This is a genomic window from Superficieibacter sp. (assembly GCF_032071645.1).
Classification (GTDB): domain Bacteria; phylum Pseudomonadota; class Gammaproteobacteria; order Enterobacterales; family Enterobacteriaceae; genus Superficieibacter.
This window is the reverse complement of the sequence record NZ_DAMAPU010000026.1, coordinates 1-23871: the sequence shown is the minus strand read 5'-3', so window position 1 is coordinate 23871 and position 23871 is coordinate 1. Positions and strand designations below refer to the sequence as shown.

Here is a 23871-nt window from a genome sequence, read left to right as displayed (position 1 = left end):
AACAATAATTTCCCGTATCACCATTTTTCATGTGTGGTTTTTGTTGATTTAAATCAAAGAATGCGGATGGCTTGACTGTTATATATACACTCAAGCAACAATGGTTTTACCAATTGGCCAACGCTGGCCGACAAAATGAAATGTAGCCCAAGGGAGGCATCACATGATTACAGGTATCCAAATTACAAAAGCCGCTAACGACGACCTGCTGAACTCATTCTGGTTGCTGGATAACGAAAAAGGTGAAGCTCGCTGCGTGTGCGCAAAAGCGGGTTATGCTGAAGATGACATCGTTCCGGTGAACAAACTGGGCGAAATCGAATACCGCGAAGTGCCGCTGGACGTGCAGCCGGAAGTGCGCGTTGAAGGTGGTCAGCATCTGAACGTTAACGTCCTGCGCCGTGAAACGCTGCTGGACGCGGTAGAGCACCCGGAAAAATATCCGCAGCTTACTATCCGTGTTTCTGGTTATGCTGTGCGCTTTAACTCGCTGACCCCGGAACAGCAGCGCGACGTTATTGCTCGTACTTTTACCGAAAGCCTCTGATTTCAGGCTGCGGGTAAATAAAAACGCCGGGTTTTTACCCGGCGTTTTTTTTATTCTTTCGTTGACTGCGGTGCTGCGCTGTCACCGCTCGGCTTACGGCGTTTGCCGATGTTTTTGGCGTCGCGGTGACGTTTCTTCACGCGCGGCTTCTCTTTGTCTTTTTCTTTCTTCTTCTCGGCGCGTTTCGCCAGCACTTTCTTCGACGGCTTGCCGGTCGATTTTTCACTCGGCGCGCGCGTGGTAGGGCGCAGCTCGTCGATGACGCGGGCTTTCAGCGTTTCTTCAATATAGCGACCGACTTTACCCAGCAGCAGATGATCGTGCGCTTCGACGAGCGAAATTGCGCAGCCTTTGCGTCCGGCGCGGGCGGTACGCCCGATACGGTGCAGGTAGGTGTCGCCGCTGCGCGGCATATCGAAGTTGATAACGTGACTGACGTCCGGGATATCAATCCCGCGTGCGGCGACATCGGTTGCCACCAGCACGTTAACGCGACCGTCGGTCAGACGCTTAATCGCCTCGTTACGTTTAATCTGTACCATCTCACCTTCGAGATAGCAGTTGTTGATCCCCGCTTCACGCAGCCAGCCCGCCAGTTCATGCACGCGCTCACGTTTACGCACGAAAACGATCGTGCGCGTGGCTTCAGGCTGCTTCAGCAGGTGTACCAGCAGCGCCGTTTTATGCTGAATATCATCGGCGCGGTAGTACCACTGATGAATTTTCTTGCGTTCGCGAATCGACGGCGTGGCGGAAACTTCGGCTGGCTCTTCCAGCAGACGCTCGGCAAAATCTTTAATCGCGTCGCCTTCCAGCGTTGCGGAAAACAGCATGGTCTGCTTACGCCAGCGGGTTTCCCCGGCGATATGTTCAATATCCTGCGCAAAGCCCATATCCAGCATACGGTCCGCTTCGTCGAGGATCAGCGTTTCAACCGCACGGCAGTCAAAGTTTTCTTCCTTAATATACTGCATCAGGCGACCGGTGGTGGCGACCACGATATCCTGGTTTTCGCTGAACACTTCCGCGTGGTTCATGTACGCTACGCCACCGGTGATGGTGGCAATATCCAGATGGGTGTTTTTTGCCAGTTCGCGAGCGTGATCCGCCACCTGCATCGCCAGCTCACGGGTCGGAGTGAGGATCAAAATACGCGGCGGGCCAGATTTTTTACGCGGGAAGTCGAGCAGATGCTGCAACGCGGGCAACAGATATGCCGCCGTTTTACCGGTGCCTGTCGGCGCGGAACCGAGGACATCACGGCCATCAAGCGCAGGCGGAATTGCGGCAGCCTGGATGGCGGTCGGGCGTGTGAAGCCTTTCTCCTGGAGTGCATCCAGCAGGCTATCGTCGAGTTCGAGTTCGGAAAAAGTCGTTACAGTCATGTTCTACCTCAGTGTGGGGCGCTGATTATAGACGTTACGGCCGCAATGTTCATCTGTTTGTGTGGTTAACTGTTATCCGGTATTGTGCCTAACCTTAAGCTATTGAGTCGTTATCAGGAAGTGTCGTTACGATGTCTCAGTCAAAATCCGCGCTGCGTCGGAATGGATTCACATTTAAACAATTTTTTGTCGCTCACGATCGCTGTGCCATGAAAGTCACGACCGATGGTATTTTATTGGGCGCATGGGCTCCGGTAGCGCAGGTCCAGCGCATTCTGGATATTGGCACCGGGAGCGGGTTGCTGGCGCTGATGCTGGCACAGCGAACGGCTGATAACGTCACCGTTGACGCAGTAGAACTTGATGAGGACGCGGCGCTACAGGCGCAGGAAAACATCAACCAGACGCCGTGGGCGCACCGCGTCCGGGTACACAGCGCCGATATCCAGCAGTGGGTTAACACCCAGCACGGGCGCTATGAACTGATCGTCAGTAATCCACCTTATTTTGAAAAAGGCGTTGAGTGCCGGACCGCGCAACGCGAACAGGCGCGCTATACCACCACGCTGGATCATGCTGCGCTGCTGGCCTGTGCGACCGACTGTATTACTGAAGAGGGATTTTTTTGCGTGGTACTGCCGGAAAATGTCAGCGTCGCATTTAGCGAGCTGGCGGCATCCACCGGCTGGCATTTGCGCCTGCGAACCGATATTGCGGAAACAGAAAACCGCCCGTCGCATCGTGTGCTGCTGGCGTTTTCGCCCCAGCCGGGAGAGTGCTACAGCGATCGGCTGACGATCCGTGGGCCAGAGCAGCAGTATTCGGAAAGCTACGCTGCGCTGACCCGGATGTTTTATCTCTTTATGTAGCCAGGTGGCGTCAGCACAGAAGGGCTTGCGTCCGCCCGTAACGCCGGGTAATCAAGAGTATAATGCAGACCCCGGCTTTCCTTACGCTGCATGGCGCAGCGGACGATAAGATCGGCCACCTGCACCAGATTACGCAGTTCCAGTAAATTATTTGAGACGCGGAAATGGGCGTAATATTCGTCGATTTCCTGTTGCAGCATCGCAATGCGGCGCTGCGCGCGCTCCAGGCGTCGGGTCGTGCGGACAATACCGACGTAATCCCACATCAGCAGGCGCAGTTCGTGCCAGTTATGCTGGATCACCACCCGCTCATCTGCATTATCCACCCGGCTTTCATCCCAACCGGGAAGCGTGTGGGTTTGCGCAGTGGCCGACGGGCGACGCTGGATATCCTCTGCCGCCGACCAGCCGTATACCAGACACTCCAGCAGGGAGTTAGACGCCATGCGATTTGCGCCATGAAGCCCGGTATAGCTCACTTCACCAATGGCATACAGCCCGTCAACGTCTGTCCGACCGTGATCGTTCACCATCACGCCGCCGCAGGTATAATGCGCGGCGGGAACAATTGGCACCGGCTCTTTTGTCAGGTCGATCCCAAGGCCCAGCAGTTTTTCATAAATCATCGGAAAATGCTGACGGACAAACTCTTCAGGCTTATGGCTGATATCCAGATACATGCATTCCACGCCGAGGCGCTTCATTTCATGATCGATAGCCCGCGCCACGATATCGCGCGGAGCCAGCTCGCCGCGCGGATCGAAATCAGGCATAAAACGCGAGCCGTCGGGACGTTTTAACAGCGCTCCCTCACCACGCAGCGCTTCGGTAAGCAAAAAGTTGCGCGCCTGCGGATGAAAAAGCGCGGTGGGGTGAAACTGGTTAAATTCAAGATTTGCCACCCGGCATCCGGCACGCCAGGCCATGGCGATCCCGTCGCCGGAAGCGATGTCCGGGTTGGTGGTATACTGATATACCTTCGACGCGCCGCCGGTTGCCAGCACCACCGAAGCGGCGGCGCAGGTTTCAACGCTCTCTTTATTACGGTTCCACACCCACGCGCCCATCACCCGGCGGGGACCGGGCAAACCGATTTTATCGGAAACGATGACATCCACCGCGTTATAGCGCTCCAGAATTCGGATATTGGGATGCGCCAGCGCCTGGCTGACCAGCGTGGTTTCCACGGCCTTACCGGTGGCGTCGGCAGCGTGCAGAATGCGGCGGTGGCTGTGGCCACCTTCCCGGGTCAGATGATAGCTCTCTGCGCCGTCAGGCTGGATCTGGGTATCGAAAAGTACGCCCTGGTCAATCAGCCACTGTACGCAGTGCCGGGCATTGCTGGCGACAAAAGAAACCGCGTGACGCTCACAAAGTCCCGCTCCGGCAACTAAAGTATCTTCTACATGCGATTCGATGCTGTCCATTTCATCAAACACAGCGGCGATACCGCCTTGTGCATACAGCGTCGATCCTTCATTGACCGGGCCTTTGCTTAATACGATGACTGAACGCTGTTCAGCGAGACGCAGCGCCAGCGATAAACCGGCGGCCCCGCTGCCAATGATCAGTACGTCACAGGAGAGTTCTAGCGTTGTTTTCATATTTTTGTTTAATTTACTAAACAGTGTTGCCCGAGCATAGCACTGCGTTTGCGCGAATAGCACTATTTTTTTAATTTTTGTTGTAATGGCTAAACAGGAACGGCAAACGCGCCACCTGGCAAAATATTTTGCGAGGCAGATCGTTAGTCACGGATTTTGTGATGAAATCGTCCCTGTGTTACGTTACTCTGCTGGCGTGCTGCGGTGTTTACTCAGGGAAGGTGCGTAGTGCGCATTCAAGAGACTTATAATGAGAGATAACAAACGGTCAGCAAAACAAAGGCGTGACGGAACTTTACATTCAATTGACGCTCTAACCTTCTGCTTGCTCAGATTGCAGTGTATAGAGTGGCGTTTCGATTACGCGTGGAAATTAGGTTTGAGGAGACATTACCTCGGATGAGCGAGCAGTTAACGGACCAGATTCTGGTGGAACGGGTCCAGAAGGGAGATCAAAAAGCTTTCAACCTGCTGGTGGTGCGCTATCAGCATAAGGTGGCGAGTCTTGTCTCCCGATATGTACCTTCAGGCGATGTGCCTGATGTCGTACAGGAATCGTTTATCAAAGCCTATCGCGCGCTGGATTCATTCCGGGGAGATAGCGCTTTTTATACGTGGCTGTACCGCATTGCGGTCAATACAGCTAAAAATTACCTGGTTGCTCAGGGACGCCGTCCACCGTCAAGCGATGTGGATGCCAATGAGGCTGAAAACTTCGAAAGTGGCGGTGCGCTGAAAGAAATTTCGAACCCTGAGAACTTAATGTTGTCTGAAGAACTGAGACAGATCGTTTTTCGGACCATAGAGATGCTTCCGGAAGATTTACGCATGGCTATCACCCTGCGTGAGCTGGATGGCCTGAGCTATGAAGAGATAGCCGTCATCATGGATTGTCCGGTGGGTACAGTGCGTTCGCGCATCTTCCGTGCTCGGGAAGCTATTGATAATAAAGTTCAACCGCTTATCAGGCGTTGACGATAGCGGGATACTGAAAAAGGTATTAGGCATGCAGAAAGAAAAACTTTCCGCTTTAATGGATGGTGAAACCCTGGATAGCGAGTTGCTCAGTGAACTGACTCGTTCCCCGGAAATGCAAAAAACCTGGGAGAGCTACCATCTCATCCGCGATTCGCTGCGAGGCGATACCGGTGACGTTCTCCATTTCGATATCTCCTCCCGCGTAATGGCCGCCATTGCGAGTGAGCCTGCGTCGCTGATCCCAGAGGCGCAGCCTGCACCGCAGCAGTGGCAGAAAATGCCGTTCTGGCATAAAGTCCGCCCGTGGGCCAGCCAACTAACGCAAATGGGCGTAGCGGCATGCGTATCGCTTGCAGTTATCGTCGGGGTCCAGCACTATAATGAGCAGGGCGAAGCGACCCAGCAGCCCGAAACGCCGGTATTCAATACGCTACCGATGATGGGCAAAGCCAGTCCGGTAAGCCTGGGCGTACCGGCAGAGGGCGCGGTTGCGTCAAATGGCGGTCAACAGCAGCAGGTTCAGGAGCAGCGTCGCCGTATTAATGCCATGTTGCAGGATTACGAACTGCAACGTCGCCTGCACTCTGAGCAGCTTCAGTTTGAACAAGCACAAACGCAGCAGGCCGCTGTTCAGGTGCCGGGTAATCAGACTTTAGGAACACAATCGCAGTAATGAAGCAACTTTGGTGTGCCATGTCACTGGTGACAGGTAGCCTGTTCTTCTCCGCCAACGCCTCGGCTGATGTCTCGTCCGGGGCGTTGTTGCAGCAGATGAACCTGGCCAGCCAGTCACTCAATTACGAGCTGTCATTTATCAGCATCAATAAGCAAGGCGTCGAATCTCTGCGTTATCGCCACGCGCGTCTGGACAACCAGACCCTCGCGCAGCTATTGCAGATGGACGGCCCGCGCCGCGAAGTCGTGCAGCGTGGCAACGAGATCAGCTATTTTGAGCCAGGCCTCGATCCCTTCACGCTCAACGGCGACTACATCGTCGATTCGCTGCCGTCGCTGGTGTACACCAATTTCAAACGTCTTTCTCCCTGGTACGATTTCATCTCCGTCGGCAGAACCCGCATTGCGGATCGGCTGTGCGAAGTGATCCGCGTGGTAGCGCGTGACGGCACCCGTTACAGCTATATCGTCTGGCTGGATGCAGAAACTAAACTGCCGATGCGCGTCGATCTGCTGGATCGCGATGGTGAAACGCTGGAGCAGTTCCGCGTTATCGCTTTCAACATGAATGAAACCGTCGCCAGCAATATGCAGAGTTTGGCGAAAGCCAATCTGCCGCCACTGCTGTCCGTTCCGGCGGGTGATAAAGCCAGCTTTAACTGGAATCCGTCCTGGCTCCCCCAGGGGTTTAACGAGGTTTCCAGCAGCCGACGCTCGCTGCCAACGGTTGAAGTGCCTATTGAATCGCGGCTTTACTCCGATGGGCTGTTCAGCTTTTCGGTCAATGTCAGCCGGGCAACGCCTTCCAGCAGCGATCAAATGCTGCGCACCGGCCGCCGCACCGTCAGCACGACGCTGCGCGATAACACAGACATTACCATCGTCGGCGAACTGCCTCCGCAAACCGCGAAACGCATCGCTGACAGCGTCAAATTTAAGGCCGCCCAGTGATTAAAGAATGGGCGACCGTCATCTCCTGGCATAACGGCATGGCGCAGGTCAGCTGCGACGTTAAAGCCTCCTGCAACAGCTGCGCTTCCCGCGTCGGTTGCGGCAGCCGCGTGCTGAACAAGCTGGGGCCGCAGACGCAGCATACTCTCAGCGTGCCCAGCGCGCAGCCGCTGGTCAGCGGGCAGAAGGTTGAACTGGGTATCGCCGAAGGCAGCCTGCTCAGCTCCGCGCTGCTGGTCTACATGTCACCGCTGGTGGGGCTGTTTCTCGTCGCCTCTGTTTTTCAGGTGCTGTTTGCCAGCGATCCTGCGGCGCTGTGCGGCGCGATCCTCGGCGGCGTTGGCGGTTTTTTAATCGCCAGAGGTTTCTCGGCTAAACTTGCGGCGCGCGAAGCGTGGCAGCCGGTGATTTTAAGCGTCGGGCTTCCACCCCATGAAATTGTCGTGCGCTGAATCCTGCTATCTCTCTCATTCTGCGCTCGCAGGATGAGCATTTCCTCGCATTCATGTTGTAGTGTAGAATGCGGCGTTTCAGACAAAAAACGTCAGGCTCAGCATCGTGGCCTCCTGGTATCCGTAAGGCATAATAATCTCCATCTATGAAGAATATACGTAACTTTTCGATCATTGCTCACATTGACCACGGTAAGTCGACGCTGTCTGACCGTATTATCCAGATTTGCGGCGGCCTGTCCGATCGTGAAATGGAAGCTCAGGTACTGGATTCCATGGATCTGGAGCGTGAGCGCGGGATCACCATTAAAGCCCAGAGCGTGACGCTCGATTTCAAAGCGTCTGACGGCGAAACTTATCAACTGAACTTTATCGACACCCCAGGGCACGTTGACTTCTCCTATGAAGTTTCCCGCTCGCTCGCGGCCTGTGAAGGCGCGCTGCTGGTGGTCGATGCCGGGCAGGGCGTTGAGGCGCAAACCCTGGCAAACTGCTATACCGCAATGGAAATGGATCTGGAAGTTGTGCCGGTCCTCAACAAAATCGACCTTCCGGCTGCCGATCCCGATCGCGTGGCGGAAGAAATCGAAGACATTGTCGGCATTGATGCGACTGACGCGGTGCGCTGCTCGGCGAAAACCGGCATTGGCGTACAGGATGTGCTGGAACGTCTGGTGCGCGATATCCCCGCCCCGCAGGGCGACCCCGACGGTCCGCTTCAGGCGCTGATCATCGACTCATGGTTTGATAACTATCTCGGCGTTGTCTCGCTTATCCGCGTTAAAAACGGCACCCTGCGTAAGGGTGATAAAGTCAAAGTGATGAGCACCGGTCAGACCTATAACGCTGACCGTTTAGGCATCTTTACGCCAAAACAGATCGACCGCACAGAGCTGAAGTGTGGCGAAGTGGGTTGGCTGGTGTGCGCGATTAAAGACATTCTCGGTGCGCCAGTGGGCGATACCCTGACGCTGGCGCGCAATCCGGCAGAAAAAGCGTTACCGGGCTTCAAAAAAGTGAAGCCGCAGGTTTACGCCGGGCTGTTCCCGGTCAGCTCTGACGACTATGAAAACTTCCGTGACGCGCTGGGTAAACTCAGCCTCAACGACGCCTCCCTGTTCTACGAGCCGGAAAGCTCTTCAGCGCTGGGTTTCGGCTTCCGCTGTGGCTTCCTCGGCCTGCTGCACATGGAAATCATCCAGGAGCGTCTGGAGCGTGAATATGACCTCGACCTGATCACTACCGCGCCGACGGTCGTGTATGAAGTCGAAACCACCGCTAAAGAAGTCATTTACGTCGACAGCCCGTCCAAGTTGCCGCCGGTCAACAATATCTTTGAACTGCGCGAGCCGATTGCCGAGTGTCACATGCTGATGCCGCAGGAATTTCTCGGCAACGTCATCACCCTGTGCGTGGAAAAACGCGGCGTGCAGACCAATATGGTCTATCACGGCAACCAGGTGGCGCTGACCTATGAAATCCCGATGGCGGAAGTGGTACTCGACTTCTTCGACCGCCTGAAGTCCACCTCTCGTGGCTATGCGTCGCTGGACTACAACTTCAAACGTTTCCAGGCCTCGCGGATGGTGCGTGTTGACGTGCTAATCAACGGTGAGCGCGTGGATGCGCTGGCGCTAATCACCCATAGCGACAACGCCCAGTACCGTGGTCGTGAGCTGGTGGAAAAGATGAAAGATCTGATCCCGCGCCAGCAGTTTGATATCGCGATCCAGGCGGCTATCGGCACCCATATCATCGCCCGTTCAACGGTGAAACAGTTACGTAAAAACGTGCTGGCAAAATGCTATGGCGGCGATATCAGCCGTAAGAAAAAGCTGCTGCAAAAACAGAAAGAAGGGAAGAAGCGCATGAAGCAGGTCGGCAACGTTGAGCTGCCGCAGGAAGCCTTCCTCGCCATTCTGCATGTCGGAAAAGACGGTAAATAATCCTTAAGGAGTTGGCATGGCGAATACATTTGCCCTGATTCTGGTGATTGCTACGCTGGTCACGGGCATTTTGTGGTGCATCGATAAATTTATCTTTGCCCCGAAACGGCGCGAGCGTCAGGCTGCGGCAGACGCCGCCACCGACGGCACGCTGGATAAAAAAACGCTGAAAAAAGTCGGCCCGAAACCGGGCTGGCTGGAAACGGGCGCATCGGTCTTTCCGGTGCTGGCGATCGTGCTGATCGTGCGTTCATTTATTTATGAACCCTTCCAGATCCCGTCAGGTTCAATGATGCCTACGCTGCTGATCGGCGATTTTATTCTGGTCGAGAAATTTGCTTACGGCATTAAAGATCCGATCTACCAGAACACGCTGATCGAAACCGGGCATCCTAAGCGCGGCGACGTCGTGGTCTTTAAATATCCGCAGGACCCGCGCCTGGATTATATCAAGCGTGCGGTCGGTCTGCCGGGCGATAAAGTCACCTACGATCCGGTGACCAAGCAGGTGACTATCCAGCCGGGCTGTAGCTCCGGTCAGGCCTGTGGCAGCGCGCTGCCGGTGACGTATTCCGACGTACAGCCGAGCGATTTTGTCCAGACCTTTGCGCGCGGCAACGGCGGCGAGGCGACCAGCGGCTTCTTTGAGGTTGGGCAAAACGAATCCATCGACAACGGCATTCGTCTGGCGCAGCGTAAAGAATCCCTCGGCGATGTTACCCACCGTATATTGACCGTGCCTATCGCTCAGGATCAGCTTGGCGTTTATTACAAGCAGCAGGGGCAGCAGCTGGCGACGTGGATTGTGCCGCCAGGACACTACTTCATGATGGGCGACAACCGCGACAACAGCGCAGACAGCCGTTACTGGGGTTTTGTGCCGGAAGCCAATCTGGTGGGCCGCGCGACGGCTATCTGGATGAGTTTTGAAAAACAGGAAGGCGAATGGCCTACCGGTGTGCGGTTAAATCGCATTGGCGGCATCCATTAATAACCTCCCAACATTCATCTTGCCGTCATTCTGACGGCAAGATGAATTATTTAAAATATAAATACCTTCTGGCTAACGACATCCCCTGCCGTTGTGTATAGAATATTCCCCCGAAGTTTCAGGTTGTCTCCCGCAAGGGGGCGACAGCACACGAAAGCGCGTTGATACTCTCAGGTCGATTTCGTGTGCTGAATTGTTGACGCATTCATTTATTGGTATCGCATGAATCCCATCGTAATTAATCGGCTTCAACGGAAGCTGGGCTACACTTTTCATCATCAGGAATTGTTGCAGCAGGCGCTAACGCATCGTAGCGCCAGTAGTAAACATAATGAGCGGCTGGAATTCCTCGGCGACTCAATTTTAAGTTACGTTATTGCTAACGCGCTTTACCACCGCTTCCCGCGCGTGGACGAAGGCGATATGAGCCGTATGCGCGCAACGCTGGTGCGCGGCAACACGCTGGCAGAAATTGCCCGCGAATTTGATCTGGGCGAATGCCTGCGCCTTGGGCCAGGCGAACTGAAAAGCGGCGGTTTTCGCCGTGAATCTATTCTCGCCGACACGGTTGAAGCCTTAATCGGTGGGATTTTTCTCGACAGCGACATTCAAAACGTCGAGAGGCTGATCCTAAGCTGGTATCAGACCCGTCTGGACGAAATCAGTCCGGGCGATAAGCAAAAAGATCCGAAAACGCGTTTACAGGAATATTTGCAGGGCCGCCATCTGCCGCTACCGTCTTATCTGGTGGTACAGGTCAGGGGTGAAGCCCACGATCAGGAATTTACTATCCATTGCCAGGTCAGTGGCCTGAGTGAACCTGTGGTCGGCACAGGTTCCAGCCGTCGCAAGGCGGAGCAGGCTGCCGCCGAACAGGCGCTGAAAAAACTGGAGCTGGAATGAACGAAGAAAAAAGTTATTGCGGGTTTGTCGCCATCGTTGGTCGCCCGAACGTCGGTAAATCAACGCTGTTAAACAATTTGCTGGGGCAGAAGATCTCGATCACCTCCCGCAAAGCGCAAACCACCCGCCACCGCATCGTGGGCATCCATACCGAAGGGCCGTATCAGGCAATTTATGTTGATACACCCGGCCTGCATATGGAAGAAAAACGCGCCATCAACCGCCTGATGAATAAAGCCGCAAGCAGTTCAATCGGTGATGTTGAACTGGTGATCTTCGTCGTTGAAGGCACGCGCTGGACCCCGGACGATGAAATGGTGCTCAACAAACTGCGTGACGGCAAAGCTCCGGTGATCCTTGCGGTCAACAAAGTGGATAACGTGCAGGAAAAAGCCGATCTGCTGCCGCATCTGCAATTTCTGGCCAGCCAGATGAACTTCCTGGATATCGTACCGATGTCGGCGGAAACCGGGATGAACGTTGATACCGTTGCCGGGATCGTGCGCAAACATCTGCCGGAAGCGGTGCATCATTTCCCGGAAGATTACATCACCGACCGCTCCCAGCGCTTTATGGCCTCCGAAATCATCCGTGAAAAACTGATGCGTTTCCTCGGCGCCGAGCTGCCGTACTCCGTGACCGTCGAAATCGAACGCTTTATCACTAACGAGCGCGGCGGTTATGACATCAATGGTCTGATCCTCGTCGAGCGCGAAGGGCAGAAGAAAATGGTCATTGGCAACAAAGGGGCCAAAATCAAGACCATCGGTATTGAAGCCCGTAAAGACATGGAAGACATGTTCGAAGCGAAAGTCCACCTGGAACTGTGGGTGAAAGTGAAATCCGGCTGGGCCGATGACGAGCGCGCGTTGCGCAGTCTTGGTTATGTTGACGATCTCTGAGTAAACGTTAATGGAAGGCTGGCAGCGCGCTTTCGTACTGCATAGTCGTCCCTGGAGCGAAACCAGCCTGATGCTGGACGTCTTCACGGAAGAATCGGGCCGCGTGCGCCTTGTGGCGAAAGGTGCACGCGCAAAACGGTCTAATCTGAAAGGCACCCTTCAGCCTTTCACGCCGTTGCTGGTGCGTTTTGGTGGACGCGGCGACGTCAAAACCCTGCGCAGTGCCGAAGCTGTCTCTCTGGCGCTTCCCCTGAGTGGTATTTCCCTTTACAGCGGCCTGTACGTCAATGAGCTGCTGTCGCGCGTGCTGGAGCACGAGACGCGCTTCTCCGAACTCTTCTTTGATTATCTGCACTGTATTCAGGCGCTGGCAGGCGCAAGTGATTCCCCTGAACCCGCGTTACGCCGCTTTGAGCTGGCGCTGCTGGCGCATCTGGGATATGGCCTTGATTTTCTGCACTGCGCCGGATCGGGCGAGCCGGTTGAAGAAACCATGACCTACCGCTACCGGGAAGAAAAAGGTTTTATTGCCAGCGTGGTTATCGATAACCGGACATTTACCGGACACCATCTTCAGGCGCTGGCCAGCCGCGAATTCCCGGATACAGACACCCTGCGCGCGGCGAAACGCTTTACCCGCATGGCGCTTAAGCCGTATCTTGGGGGTAAACCGCTAAAAAGCCGGGAGCTGTTTCGCCAGTTTGTGCCGAAACGCTAAAAATTTTCCAGTCGGTGACGGGAACGCACCGCAAATATCATCAGAAAAATTTGAGGATAGTCATGGCTGATTTACTGTTAGGCGTCAACATTGACCATATTGCGACGTTACGCAACGCACGCGGCACCGCTTACCCGGACCCGGTGCAGGCGGCTTTTATTGCCGAGCAGGCGGGAGCCGACGGCATTACCGTTCACCTGCGTGAAGATCGCCGCCATATTACTGACCGCGACGTGCGCATCCTGCGCCAGACGTTACATACCCGTATGAACCTCGAAATGGCCGTCACTGAAGAGATGCTGACCATTGCCTGTGAAACCAAACCGCACTTCTGCTGCCTGGTGCCGGAAAAGCGCCAGGAAGTCACCACCGAAGGCGGGCTGGATGTCGCCGGGCAGCGCGACAAAATGCGCGATGCCTGCCAGCGCCTGGCCGCCGCCGGAATTCAGGTTTCGCTGTTCATTGATGCCGATGAAACGCAAATCCGCGCCGCCGCAGAAGTCGGTGCGCCGTATATCGAAATTCACACCGGCTGCTACGCCGACGCGAAAACCGAGGCAGAGCAGGCCAGCGAACTGGCGCGCATCGCCCATGCCGCAACCTTTGCCGCCAGCCTCGGCCTGAAGGTCAATGCCGGTCACGGCCTGACTTACCACAACGTGCAGGCCATCGCCGCGCTGCCGGAAATGCATGAGCTAAACATCGGGCACGCCATTATCGGGCGCGCGGTGATGAGCGGCCTGCAAGAAGCAGTCGCCGAAATGAAACGCCTGATGCAGGAAGCGCGCCGCTAATGGCGATCCTTGGCTTAGGCACGGATATCGTTGAAATCGCCCGCATTGAAGGCGTGATCGCCCGCAGCGGCGATCGCCTTGCGCGGCGGGTGCTCAGCGCTAACGAATGGGCCATCTGGGAGACGCATCAGCAACCGGTGCGTTTCCTGGCAAAGCGTTTCGCGGTAAAAGAAGCAGCGGCAAAAGCCTTTGGCACCGGGATCCGTAACGGGCTGGCGTTTAATCAGTTTGAAGTGTACAACGACGAGCTGGGAAAACCGCGCCTGCGGTTATGGGGTGAAGCGCTGCGTCTGGCGGACGCTATGGGGGTGAAATCCTCGCACGTTACGCTTGCCGATGAGCGTCATTACGCCTGCGCCACGGTCATTATCGAAGGTTAGATTTTATCCGCATGGTGCATTAATACAAACTTATCCCACAGCTGCTCTTCGCTTTCTACGCGTGCCGGATCTTTCAGAATGGTATTCGGGATCGGGCACACTTTCTGGCAGGTCGGCGTTTCATAATGCCCGACGCATTCGGTGCAGCGGTCGCTGTTAATCTCATAAATGCTGTCGCCCATTGAAATAGCTTCATTCGGACATTCCGGTTCGCACATATCGCAGTTGATGCAGCGTTTCGTAATAAGTAATGCCATGGGTAAAATTACCGTTATTAAATTGCAAATCAGCAGGTTGTCACTTATTCGCCGGATTAAGATACGGCGCATACTCGTCATACTTCAGGTTGCAGGTGCGTTGATCTTCCTGTCACTCGAATTATGCAAAGTAAAACAGTTTTATTTCATATGTATCACAAATAATTAACGCTAATGCATTAATCATTATGATGAATAAATAAGGGAGCGGCGCGCACTTTATCACAGATCGAAAGACGGCCCAAGCGTTAGCCGCTGGCCGCCTGATGTCTCTGCCAGCAGGATAGTTGACGGCTGATTTTTATCGGGGGGAGGGCAGGGATTTTAATTCTTCGGCTATTTCTCGCGTGCTGAAACAGCCTCTTTTTGAATAAATAAACTCCTTCAGACCAGTTTTTTCACCAGCGCCTCGCTCTGGCGGATACGATCCGGCGCGCGTTGCAGATCCTGCTGCACCAGCGCCATAAACAGCAAATCCGTCAGCAGCATCTGCGCGCTGGTGGAAGAGATAGCCGCGCTGCGGCTCGCCTGCTCTTCGGCGATGGTATACAGGCAGTGGGTCGCGCGTTGCTGGAGCGCATTCAGCGTAAAGCCGGTAATGGCGAGCACTTTTGCCCCGACTTTCTGCGCTTCCTCCGCCGCCAGATTAATCTCCCGTCGTTCGCCGGTATAGGAAATAGCGAGCAGCAGATCGTCGGGAGCCATCGCCTGTACAATGGCCAGCAACGCGTGCATATCCTGTTCCGCCACCGCGTTGAAACCGATCTTCATCAGCTTCCAGGCGAAATTTTTAGCCACCAGCCCCGACGCGCCGATGCCGGTAACAATAATCCGCCGCGCGCCGCGCAGCATTGCCACGCTGTCAGCAAGCTTATCTTCGCTGTTCACATCCAGTGAGGCGTGCATCGCCGCGCTCTTTTCCTTAATCAGCTTCTCGCCGACCACGCGCAGCGGATCGTCGCCGCGAATATGATTATGGACCGGCATCGACCACGACGGATTGGGGCTGCTGGCCAGCGCTTCGCTCAGCGCCAGCTTGAGCGCCGGGAAGCCCTTAAAGCCCAGCTTCTGCGCAAATTTCACCACGCTGGACTGGCTGACCCCGGCTTCCAGCGCCAGTTGTTGAGAGCTGAAATGTCTGGCTTTATCAGGCTGTGAGAGTAAAAAATCGGCGAGTTTTTTATCGCTCTGCGCCAGTGTCGGGTAGCGCTGACGAATACGGATCAGGCAGTTCATAACGTCTCCACGATCAAAATCAGATAGCCACAATAAAATGAAAAATCCACTCGCCTGGGCGAATATTCTATTCCATTATAGTCAGGTTATTATGAATTAAAAATTCTGGAGGGACAAAATGAATCTCGGTTCGCTGATTTCTGAAACGCGCAACGCGCGGACAATGGAGCTGGACGCGGTATCGACGCGGGAGATGGTTAACCTGCTCAATCATGAAGATTCGCTGGTGGCCCCGGCGGTGGGCGCGGTGCTGGATGAGGTGGCGCAGGCGGTTGATGCCGCCGCCGCCTCGCTGGTGGCGGGCGGACGCATCATCTATATGGGCGCGGGGACCAGCGGACGGCTGGGCGTGCTGGATGCGTCGGAATGTCCGCCCACCTTCGGCGTGCCGCATGGACTGGTCGTCGGGCTGATCGCCGGTGGGCCAGGTGCGCTTTTAAAAGCGGTGGAGGGCGCGGAGGATAATCTTCAGCTTGGGGAAGACGATCTGAAAGCGCTGGATCTGACCGCGCGGGATCTGGTCGTCGGCATCGCCGCCTCCGGGCGCACGCCTTACGTGATCGGCGGTCTGCGCTACGCCAAAGCCACGGGCTGTACTACCGTCGCCATCTCCTGCAACCCTGCCTCGCCGATTGCCAGCGAAGCCGCCATCGCCATTTCGCCGGTCGTTGGCCCGGAAGCGCTCACCGGCTCGACGCGGCTGAAATCCGGCACCGCGCAAAAAATGGTGCTCAATATGATCTCCACCGGCGCGATGGTGAAATTTGGCAAAGCCTGGCAAAACCTGATGGTGGATATGAAAGCCACGAACATTAAGCTGGTGGATCGCGCCTGCCGGATGGTGATGGAAGCGACCGGCGTGACGCGCGGGCAGGCGGAACAGGTGTTACAGCAGACCGATCACGACGTAAAACCGGCGATCCTGATGGTGCTGACCGGGCTGGATGCCGCAACCGCCCGCGCCCGGCTTGACGAGCACAACGGCTTTCTGCGCGCGGCGCTGGAAACCCAGGCGTAAGCACGCGGTAAACCTGACCGGAAAAGTCAGACTCTCTCTGTTAGGCTATAACTTATTATTACCGCCGGGTTATGTTGGCCCGGCGATGAGAACAGAGGAGTAAGGTTTGGCCACTCACGAGCGTCGTGTCGTTTTTTTTGATCTTGATGGTACGCTGCATCAGCAGGATATGTTTGGCAGCTTCCTGCGCTATCTGCTGCGCCATCAGCCACTGAATGCGCTGCTTGTACTGCCTCTGTTGCCGGTGATTGGCTGCGCGTTACTGATTAAAGGACGCGCCGCACGCTGGCCGATGAGCCTGCTGCTCTGGGGCTGCACGTTCGGGCATAGCGAGGCCCGTCTTAAGCATCTGGAAAGTCAGTTTGTGACGTGGTTCCGCCAGCACGTCACCGCGTTTCCGGTGGTCCACGATCGCTTAACGCAATATTTGACCAGCACCGATGCCGACGTCTGGCTTATCACCGGTTCGCCGCAGCCGCTGGTCGAACAGGTTTATATCGACACGCCGTGGCTGCCGAGAGTCAATCTTATCGCCAGCCAGATCCGCCGACGCAACGGCGGCTGGGTGCTGTCAATGCGCTGTCTGGGGCATGAGAAGGTGGCGCAACTGGAGCGGCGCATCGGCACGCCGCTGCGCCTGTACAGCGGCTACAGCGACAGCAAGCAGGATAACCCACTGCTCTATTTCTGCCAGCATCGCTGGCGCGTCACCCCGCTCGGTAAACTGCAACAGCTTGAATGAGTTCACTCCTGTGGAGGGAAGTATGACGGGTGTAAAAGATAACTGCTGTGTATAATGCGCCCCGTTTTATTATCTGGAGTCTTAGCTTTGTCCAACCCTGAACTGAATCACGAACACTGGATGCGCCACGCGCTGACGCTGGCGCAACGCGCGTGGGATGAAGGCGAAGTGCCGGTCGGCGCGGTGCTGGTCCATGACAACCGGGTGATTGGTGAGGGCTGGAATCGACCGATTGGCCGCCACGATCCGACCGCTCACGCTGAAATTATGGCGCTGCGGCAGGGCGGTCTGGTGCTGCAAAACTACCGTCTGGTCGATACCACGCTGTATGTGACGCTGGAGCCATGCGTAATGTGCGCTGGCGCGATGGTTCACAGCCGCATCGGTCAACTGGTCTTTGGCGCGCGGGATGCGAAAACCGGTGCCGCCGGATCGCTGATTGACGTCCTGCATCATCCGGGGATGAATCACCGGGTCGGGTTTACCGAAGGTGTACTGCGCGATGAATGCGCGGCGATCCTCAGCGACTTTTTCCGCCATCGTCGGCAGGCAAAAAAAGTGCTGAAAGAGGAAGCAAAACTGCAGCGTTAGGGGCGAGGCGTGTCCAGCATGACCACTGGCGTTTTCGAATGATTCGCTTCGCTGGCCATGGCGATAAATGAAAGCAGCGTGGGTGATTCTGGCTCCAGACGATCCGGCGCAACCGCCGGATACCCTGCGGCAAGCTGAAGCGCACGCGCGTTGAGCCGTTCTTTTTCCATCAGGTAGCCCACCAGACTGATTTGATACTTGCGGATATTTTCCACAAACGCATAGGCTTCATGCCCGCGCGCGTAGCCCCAGGGCAGGCTGCTGTAGATGGATTTCTGGCTAAGCAGCGGCAGGCGCTGTTTGACGTCCGCCCAGCTATCGGGATTGCCTTTCTGCTTTGCGGTCAGTGCCCGCACGTCCAGCATATGCGCGTAACCCATGTTATACGCCGCCAGCGCGAACCAGATGCGCTCATTTTGCGGCACCGTCTCCGGCACTTTATTCAGCAGTTCCCGCAGGTAGCGCATCCCGCCGCTGATGCTCTGCTCGGCATCGGTGCGGTCGCTTAAGCCCAGGCTTTGCGCCGTATTGCGGGTCAACATCATCATGCCGCGTACTCCGGTGGGGGATGTCGCCAGCGGGTCCCAGTGCGACTCCTGGTAGGCGATCGCCGCCAGCAGTCGCCAGTCGATCTCGTCGGCATATTTCTCAAACAGCGGCTGAAAATCCGGCAGGGTACTATCCACCGCCCGTAAAAACGAGCGGGTATCGACATAGTCAAAGTCCTGGCCGTGACCAAGATACTTCTCTTCCAGGCGGGCGAGGGTGCCTTCGGTGGTGGTCTTATTAAAGAAGGCGTCCATCGCGGCGGCGAGGGTTTTATCCGCATCCTGAACGCTGAACCAGGTCACGGGCTGTTCATCGGTCACGTCCAGCGCCACCGCCAGATCCGGGTGAACGCGCTGAAACAGGCTGATGGCCCCGGAATCCGCGATGGTGTAGTCGAGCCTGCCTGCGGCGACATCTTCCATCAACGCCGTGCTGCTGCGTTTGTCATCCACCGTCCAGCCAAGGTCCGGGAACTTGTTAGCCTTAAGATCGTGCAGATCGTTTATCACCGCGTGACCGGGGGCGATAGTCAACTGTGAAGCATTAATACTTTCCAGCGAGCGGGGGCGATAGCTTCCCAGCCGATAAACGAGCTGCTGCGAAACCGAAGAGTAGGCCGGACCGGACTGATAATGGCTGGCGCGCTCGCTGTTTGACACCAGACCCGCTGCCAGCACATCGGCTTTACCGTTATCCAGATCGTCAAACAGTTGCCCGATGGTCGGCCTGACCGTCACTTTCAGGCGCACGCCGAGCGAATCGGCAAACTGCTGCGCCAGTTCGTAATCAAAGCCTTCGATTTTGCCGTTGATATTGATATAGGTCATCGGCGACATCACGGTGCTGATACGCAGTTCCCCGCGCGCCTTGATCCCGGCGAGACGATTTTCCGGCTGGCTGTGCCAGTACAGCGCCGTCACCAGTGTTGCTGCCAGCAGAGTCGTGATGCCGAACAGCAGATAATTAATCTTTAATTTTTTCAATCAGTTAATTCTCTGCGCTGCGCCTGGCTCCGATTAGCTCTGGCCCTGTAAATGTGAATGTATGTTTCAGAAAGAGCGGCATTTTGCTTAACAATCCGCCTGCTGGCAACTTTTTCGCGACCTGTGCCACACTGAATGTTAAAAATGGGCGTGCATTTTATTTCGACGCAAACGGTTTCGTCAGGCCGCACAATTCTCTATAATGACGCCCGTTTTCCCCCCCTTGCGCACACTGAAAACTGAGAAGACGAGAGACTTATGATGGAAATTCTGCGTGGTTCGCCTGCACTGTCGGCATTCCGAATCAATAAACTGCTGGCCCGCTTTCAGGCGTTCAACCTGCCGGTAAGCGCTATTTACGCCGAGTACGTCCATTTTGCCGACCTGAGCGCGCCGCTGACGGCGGACGAACACGCGCAGCTTGCGCGCCTGCTCACCTACGGCCCGCACCTCAACAGCCACACGCCTTCCGGGAAACTGCTGCTGGTCACGCCGCGTCCCGGCACCATCTCTCCCTGGTCTTCGAAAGCCACCGACATTGCGCATAACTGCGGGCTGAAGCAGATCGCCCGCCTTGAACGCGGCGTGGCTTATTATGTTGAAGCTCCGACGCTCTGCGCTGAACAGTGGCAGTCTGTCGCCGCCCAACTGCACGATCGAATGATGGAAACGGTCTTTACCGCGCAGCAGGAGGCGGAAAAACTGTTTGCCCATCATCAACCGACTCCGGTAACGCATGTGGATTTGCTCGGTGAAGGGCGACAGGCGCTGGCAGACGCTAACCTGCGTCTCGGTCTGGCGCTGGCAGACGACGAAATCGATTATTTACAGGACGCGTTCACAACGCTTGGGCGTAACCCGAACGACATCGAACTGTATATGTTTGCGCAGGCCAACTCTGAGCACTGTCGCCATAAAATCTTTAACGCCGACTGGGTGATCGACGGCGAAGCGCAGCCGAAGTCGCTGTTTAAGATGATCAAGAATACCTTTGAGCAGACGCCGGACCACGTACTGTCTGCCTATAAAGACAATGCGGCGGTGATGGAAGGCTCTGACGTCGGGCGCTTCTTTGCGGACCATCAAAATGGCCGCTACGATTTCCATCAGGAACCTGCGCACATCCTGATGAAAGTAGAAACCCATAACCACCCAACGGCAATTTCCCCGTGGCCGGGAGCGGCGACCGGCTCCGGCGGTGAAATTCGTGATGAAGGCGCAACCGGGCGCGGCGCGAAGCCGAAAGCCGGGCTGGTGGGCTTCTCGGTTTCCAACCTGCGCATTCCTGGCTTCGAACAGCCGTGGGAAGAAGATTTCGGCAAGCCGGAACGCATCGTGACCGCGCTGGATATCATGACCGACGGTCCTTTGGGCGGCGCGGCGTTTAACAATGAATTTGGTCGTCCGGCGCTGACCGGCTACTTCCGTACCTATGAAGAGCGGGTGAACAGCCACAATGGCGAAGAGCTGCGCGGCTATCACAAGCCCATCATGCTGGCGGGTGGGATCGGCAACATCCGCGCCGATCACGTACAGAAAGGGGAAATCAGCGTTGGCGCGAAGCTGATCGTCCTCGGTGGCCCGGCGATGAACATCGGGCTGGGCGGCGGGGCGGCCTCATCGATGGCTTCCGGTCAGTCCGACGCGGATCTCGATTTCGCCTCCGTGCAGCGCGACAACCCGGAAATGGAGCGCCGCTGCCAGGAAGTGATCGACCGCTGCTGGCAACTGGGCGACGCTAACCCGATCCTCTTTATTCATGACGTCGGCGCGGGCGGGCTTTCCAACGCCATGCCGGAACTGGTGAGCGACGGCGGGCGCGGCGGTAAATTTGAACTGCGCGACATCCTTAGCGACGAGCCGGGCATGAGCCCACTGGAAATCTGGTGTAACGAATCCCAGGAGCGCTACGTGCTGGCGGTAGCGGCCGACCAACTGCCGCTGTTTGACGAACTGTGTAAACGCGAGCGCGCGCCGTACGCGGTTATTGGCGATGCCACCGAAGAACAGCATCTGACCCTCAACGATCGCCATTTTGACGACCAGCCTATCGATATGCCGCTGGACGTTCTGCTGGGCAAAACCCCGAAAATGACCCGCGACGTGCAGCGCCTTCAGGCGGCGGGCGAAGTCTTCGACCGACAGAATATTACCGTCGCCGACGCCGTGAACCGCGTGCTGCATCTGCCGACCGTGGCGGAAAAAACCTTCCTCGTGACCATCGGCGACCGTACCGTCACCGGGATGGTTGCGCGCGATCAAATGGTTGGCCCGTGGCAGATCCCGGTGGCGAACTGCGCCGTGACCACCGCCAGCCTCGACAGCTACTACGGTGAAGCGATGTCGCTGGGCGAACGTGCCCCGGTGGCGCTGCTGGATTTTGCCGCCTCCGCGCGTCTGGCGGTGGGTGAAGCGCTGACTAACATCGCCGCCACGCAAATCGGCGACATCAAACGCATCAAACTTTCCGCAAACTGGATGGCTGCTGCCGGGCATCCGGGCGAAGATGCTGGTCTGTATGAGGCGGTCAAAGCGGTGGGTGAAGAGCTGTGTCCGGCGCTGGGCCTGACCATTCCGGTCGGCAAAGACTCAATGTCGATGAAAACCCGCTGGCAGGAAGGCCATGAGCAGCGCGAAATGACCTCGCCGCTGTCGCTGGTTATCACCGCCTTTGCCCGCGTGGACGACGTTCGCCAGACCATCACTCCACAGCTTTCCGTGGAAGACAACGCGCTGCTGCTGATCGATCTGGGGCGCGGACACAACGCGCTCGGCGCGACGGCGCTGGCGCAGGTGTATCGTCAACTGGGTGATAAACCGGCGGATGTGCGCAGCGTTGAGCAGCTTAAAGGTTTTTACAACGCCATTCAGGCGCTGGTCGCTGCCCGTCAGTTGCTGGCATATCATGACCGTTCCGATGGCGGTCTGCTGGTGACGCTGGCAGAAATGGCGTTTGCCGGACACTGCGGCATTGACGCCAATATTGCGTCTCTCGGCGACGATCGTCTGGCGGCGCTGTTCAATGAAGAGCTGGGCGCGGTGATCCAGGTTCGTGCCGCCGACCGTGAAGCGGTTGAGGCGGTGCTGGAAGCGCACGGTCTGGCGGACTGCATTCATTATCTGGGTCAGGCAGTGAGCGGCGACCGCTTTGTTATCTCCTCCGGCGAGCAGGCGGTGTTCAGCGAAAGCCGCACCACGCTGCGGACATGGTGGGCAGAAACCACCTGGCAGATGCAGCGCCTGCGCGATAACCCGGAGTGTGCCGATCAGGAGCACGAGGCGAAATCCAACGACAACGATCCGGGCCTCAACGTGAAGCTCTCTTTTGACATCAGTGAAGACATTGCGGCTCCGTACATCGCCAAAGGCGCACGGCCAAAAGTGGCGGTGCTGCGCGAGCAGGGCGTTAACTCGCATGTTGAAATGGCGGCGGCGTTCCACCGGGCAGGCTTTGACGCCATCGACGTGCATATGAGCGACCTGCTGGAAGGGCGTACCGGGCTGGAGCGCTTCCAGGCGCTGGTGGCTTGCGGCGGCTTCTCTTACGGCGACGTGCTCGGCGCGGGTGAAGGCTGGGCGAAATCCATCCTCTTTAACGCCCGCGTGCGCGACGAGTTTGAAACCTTCTTCCACCGTCCGCAGACGCTGGCGCTGGGCGTTTGTAACGGCTGCCAGATGATGTCCAACCTGCGCGAACTGATCCCCGGCAGCGAACTGTGGCCGCGCTTTGTGCGCAACCACTCTGACCGCTTCGAGGCGCGCTTCAGCCTGGTGGAAGTCACGCAAAGCCCGTCCCTGCTGCTACAGGGCATGGCCGGTTCGCAGATGCCGATTGCCGTTTCCCACGGTGAAGGGCGCGTAGAAGTGCGCGACGCCGCGCACCTGGCGGCGCTTGAAAGCAAAGGTCTGGTGGCGCTGCGCTACGTGGATAACTTCGGTAAGGTCACCGAAACCTATCCGGCAAACCCGAACGGCTCGCCGAACGGTATAACCGCCGTCACCAGCGAAAGCGGACGCGTCACCGTGATGATGCCGCACCCGGAACGTGTTTTCCGTACCGTCAGCAATTCCTGGCACCCGGAAAACTGGGGCGAGGACAGCCCGTGGATGCGCATCTTCCGCAATGCGCGTAAGCAGCTCGGTTAAACGCCGTTAGTCTTCGCGTTAAAAAGCCGGATAAACGCATTTAATGCTGGTCAGTTAAGCATTTGTATGAATAAAAATTCATACAAATGACTGAAAATAACGCGAAGGAGTCAGGCTTTCAGCCAAATTTATCTTCTTCAGAGGCCCGGGTAATCGGACCTGATTGTGTTAAGTACCCGCAATTCCCCCCTCTCCCCAACCCTCTCCCTCAAGGGAGAGGGGGCAGGACGTGCCCCGGGTGGGGTTTGGTGGAC

23 protein-coding genes are annotated in these 23871 nt (G+C 56.5%); 18 read left to right on the top strand and 5 right to left on the bottom strand.

What is annotated here, in order from left to right; translation table 11 throughout:
* Positions 1 to 163 precede the first annotated feature (163 nt).
* Complete coding sequence (gene grcA / locus RT197_RS21845) at positions 164 to 547, top strand: autonomous glycyl radical cofactor GrcA (RefSeq protein WP_312953348.1); 384 nt, start codon at positions 164 to 166, stop codon at positions 545 to 547.
* Between the two features lie 50 nt (positions 548 to 597).
* Here grcA and srmB read toward each other — a convergent pair whose 3' ends face one another.
* Positions 598 to 1932 (bottom strand): ATP-dependent RNA helicase SrmB, encoded by a 1335-nt coding sequence (gene srmB / locus RT197_RS21840; RefSeq protein ID WP_312953346.1) that lies wholly within the window; start codon positions 1930 to 1932, stop codon positions 598 to 600.
* Between the two features lie 131 nt (positions 1933 to 2063).
* Between srmB and trmN the strand changes: the two genes are divergently transcribed.
* Positions 2064 to 2801 (top strand): tRNA(1)(Val) (adenine(37)-N(6))-methyltransferase TrmN, encoded by a 738-nt coding sequence (gene trmN / locus RT197_RS21835; RefSeq protein WP_312953344.1) that lies wholly within the window; start codon positions 2064 to 2066, stop codon positions 2799 to 2801.
* Here the strand turns inward: trmN and nadB are convergent.
* Positions 2786 to 4405: an L-aspartate oxidase gene (nadB, locus tag RT197_RS21830; protein ID WP_312953342.1), complete on the bottom strand. Its 1620-nt coding sequence runs from the start codon at positions 4403 to 4405 to the stop codon at positions 2786 to 2788. The genes trmN and nadB overlap by 16 nt on opposite strands.
* A 250-nt stretch (positions 4406 to 4655) precedes the next feature.
* On the opposite strand from nadB, the gene rseD reads away from it, so the two are divergent.
* From rseD to acpS, 12 genes are all read left to right on the top strand, one after another.
* Entirely contained in the window at positions 4656 to 4808 is a 153-nt protein-coding gene (gene rseD, locus RT197_RS21825; RefSeq protein ID WP_312953340.1) for a rpoE leader peptide RseD, read from the top strand.
* Entirely contained in the window at positions 4805 to 5380 is a 576-nt protein-coding gene (rpoE, locus tag RT197_RS21820; protein ID WP_312953339.1) for an RNA polymerase sigma factor RpoE, read from the top strand. Before rseD ends, rpoE begins: the two co-directional genes overlap by 4 nt.
* A 31-nt stretch (positions 5381 to 5411) precedes the next feature.
* Complete coding sequence (rseA, locus tag RT197_RS21815; protein WP_312953338.1) at positions 5412 to 6056, top strand: anti-sigma-E factor RseA; 645 nt, start codon at positions 5412 to 5414, stop codon at positions 6054 to 6056.
* Positions 6056 to 7009: a sigma-E factor regulatory protein RseB gene (gene rseB / locus RT197_RS21810; RefSeq protein ID WP_312953335.1), complete on the top strand. Its 954-nt coding sequence runs from the start codon at positions 6056 to 6058 to the stop codon at positions 7007 to 7009. The genes rseA and rseB overlap by 1 nt, the downstream gene beginning before the upstream one ends.
* The gene (gene rseC / locus RT197_RS21805) at positions 7006 to 7461 is read left to right on the top strand and encodes a SoxR-reducing system protein RseC (protein ID WP_312953334.1); all 456 of its coding nucleotides are present in this window, start codon (positions 7006 to 7008) and stop codon (positions 7459 to 7461) included. The genes rseB and rseC overlap by 4 nt, the downstream gene beginning before the upstream one ends.
* 146 nt (positions 7462 to 7607) lie before the next feature.
* A complete protein-coding gene (gene lepA, locus RT197_RS21800) occupies positions 7608 to 9407 on the top strand; it encodes a translation elongation factor 4 (RefSeq protein WP_312953333.1) in 1800 nt (599 codons plus the stop codon).
* Between the two features lie 16 nt (positions 9408 to 9423).
* Positions 9424 to 10398: a signal peptidase I gene (gene lepB / locus RT197_RS21795; protein WP_312953332.1), complete on the top strand. Its 975-nt coding sequence runs from the start codon at positions 9424 to 9426 to the stop codon at positions 10396 to 10398.
* 222 nt (positions 10399 to 10620) lie between these two features.
* A complete protein-coding gene (gene rnc / locus RT197_RS21790) occupies positions 10621 to 11301 on the top strand; it encodes a ribonuclease III (protein ID WP_312953331.1) in 681 nt (226 codons plus the stop codon).
* The gene (gene era / locus RT197_RS21785) at positions 11298 to 12203 is read left to right on the top strand and encodes a GTPase Era (RefSeq protein ID WP_312953330.1); all 906 of its coding nucleotides are present in this window, start codon (positions 11298 to 11300) and stop codon (positions 12201 to 12203) included. The genes rnc and era overlap by 4 nt, the downstream gene beginning before the upstream one ends.
* A gap of 10 nt (positions 12204 to 12213) precedes the next feature.
* Positions 12214 to 12921, top strand: a complete 708-nt coding sequence (gene recO / locus RT197_RS21780; RefSeq protein ID WP_312953329.1) for a DNA repair protein RecO — start codon at positions 12214 to 12216, stop codon at positions 12919 to 12921.
* Positions 12922 to 12983: 62 nt separating this feature from the next.
* Positions 12984 to 13715, top strand: coding sequence for a pyridoxine 5'-phosphate synthase (pdxJ, locus tag RT197_RS21775; protein ID WP_312953328.1), 732 nt, complete (start codon positions 12984 to 12986; stop codon positions 13713 to 13715).
* Positions 13715 to 14095 (top strand): holo-ACP synthase, encoded by a 381-nt coding sequence (gene acpS, locus RT197_RS21770; RefSeq protein ID WP_312953327.1) that lies wholly within the window; start codon positions 13715 to 13717, stop codon positions 14093 to 14095. The genes pdxJ and acpS overlap by 1 nt, the downstream gene beginning before the upstream one ends.
* On the opposite strand, the gene RT197_RS21765 is transcribed toward acpS, so the two are convergent.
* Both RT197_RS21765 and RT197_RS21760 read right to left on the bottom strand, forming a co-directional pair.
* A complete protein-coding gene (locus tag RT197_RS21765; RefSeq protein WP_312953326.1) occupies positions 14092 to 14352 on the bottom strand; it encodes a YfhL family 4Fe-4S dicluster ferredoxin in 261 nt (86 codons plus the stop codon). The genes acpS and RT197_RS21765 overlap by 4 nt on opposite strands.
* Before the next feature lie 384 nt (positions 14353 to 14736).
* Complete coding sequence (locus RT197_RS21760) at positions 14737 to 15588, bottom strand: MurR/RpiR family transcriptional regulator (RefSeq protein ID WP_312953324.1); 852 nt, start codon at positions 15586 to 15588, stop codon at positions 14737 to 14739.
* 118 nt (positions 15589 to 15706) lie between these two features.
* On the opposite strand from RT197_RS21760, the gene murQ reads away from it, so the two are divergent.
* The 3 genes from murQ (at position 15707) to tadA (ending at position 17939) form a co-directional block, all read left to right on the top strand.
* Positions 15707 to 16606, top strand: coding sequence for an N-acetylmuramic acid 6-phosphate etherase (gene murQ, locus RT197_RS21755; RefSeq protein WP_312953322.1), 900 nt, complete (start codon positions 15707 to 15709; stop codon positions 16604 to 16606).
* A 106-nt stretch (positions 16607 to 16712) separates the two neighbouring features.
* Positions 16713 to 17348, top strand: a complete 636-nt coding sequence (gene yfhb / locus RT197_RS21750; RefSeq protein WP_312953321.1) for a phosphatidylglycerophosphatase C — start codon at positions 16713 to 16715, stop codon at positions 17346 to 17348.
* A gap of 54 nt (positions 17349 to 17402) precedes the next feature.
* Positions 17403 to 17939, top strand: coding sequence for a tRNA adenosine(34) deaminase TadA (gene tadA, locus RT197_RS21745; RefSeq protein ID WP_312953319.1), 537 nt, complete (start codon positions 17403 to 17405; stop codon positions 17937 to 17939).
* On the opposite strand, the gene mltF is transcribed toward tadA, so the two are convergent.
* Positions 17936 to 19471, bottom strand: coding sequence for a membrane-bound lytic murein transglycosylase MltF (gene mltF / locus RT197_RS21740; protein WP_312953317.1), 1536 nt, complete (start codon positions 19469 to 19471; stop codon positions 17936 to 17938). The genes tadA and mltF overlap by 4 nt on opposite strands.
* A gap of 258 nt (positions 19472 to 19729) precedes the next feature.
* Here mltF and purL point away from each other — a divergent pair, with 258 nt between their 5' ends.
* Positions 19730 to 23617, top strand: coding sequence for a phosphoribosylformylglycinamidine synthase (gene purL, locus RT197_RS21735; RefSeq protein WP_312953315.1), 3888 nt, complete (start codon positions 19730 to 19732; stop codon positions 23615 to 23617).
* Positions 23618 to 23871: the final 254 nt, after the last annotated feature.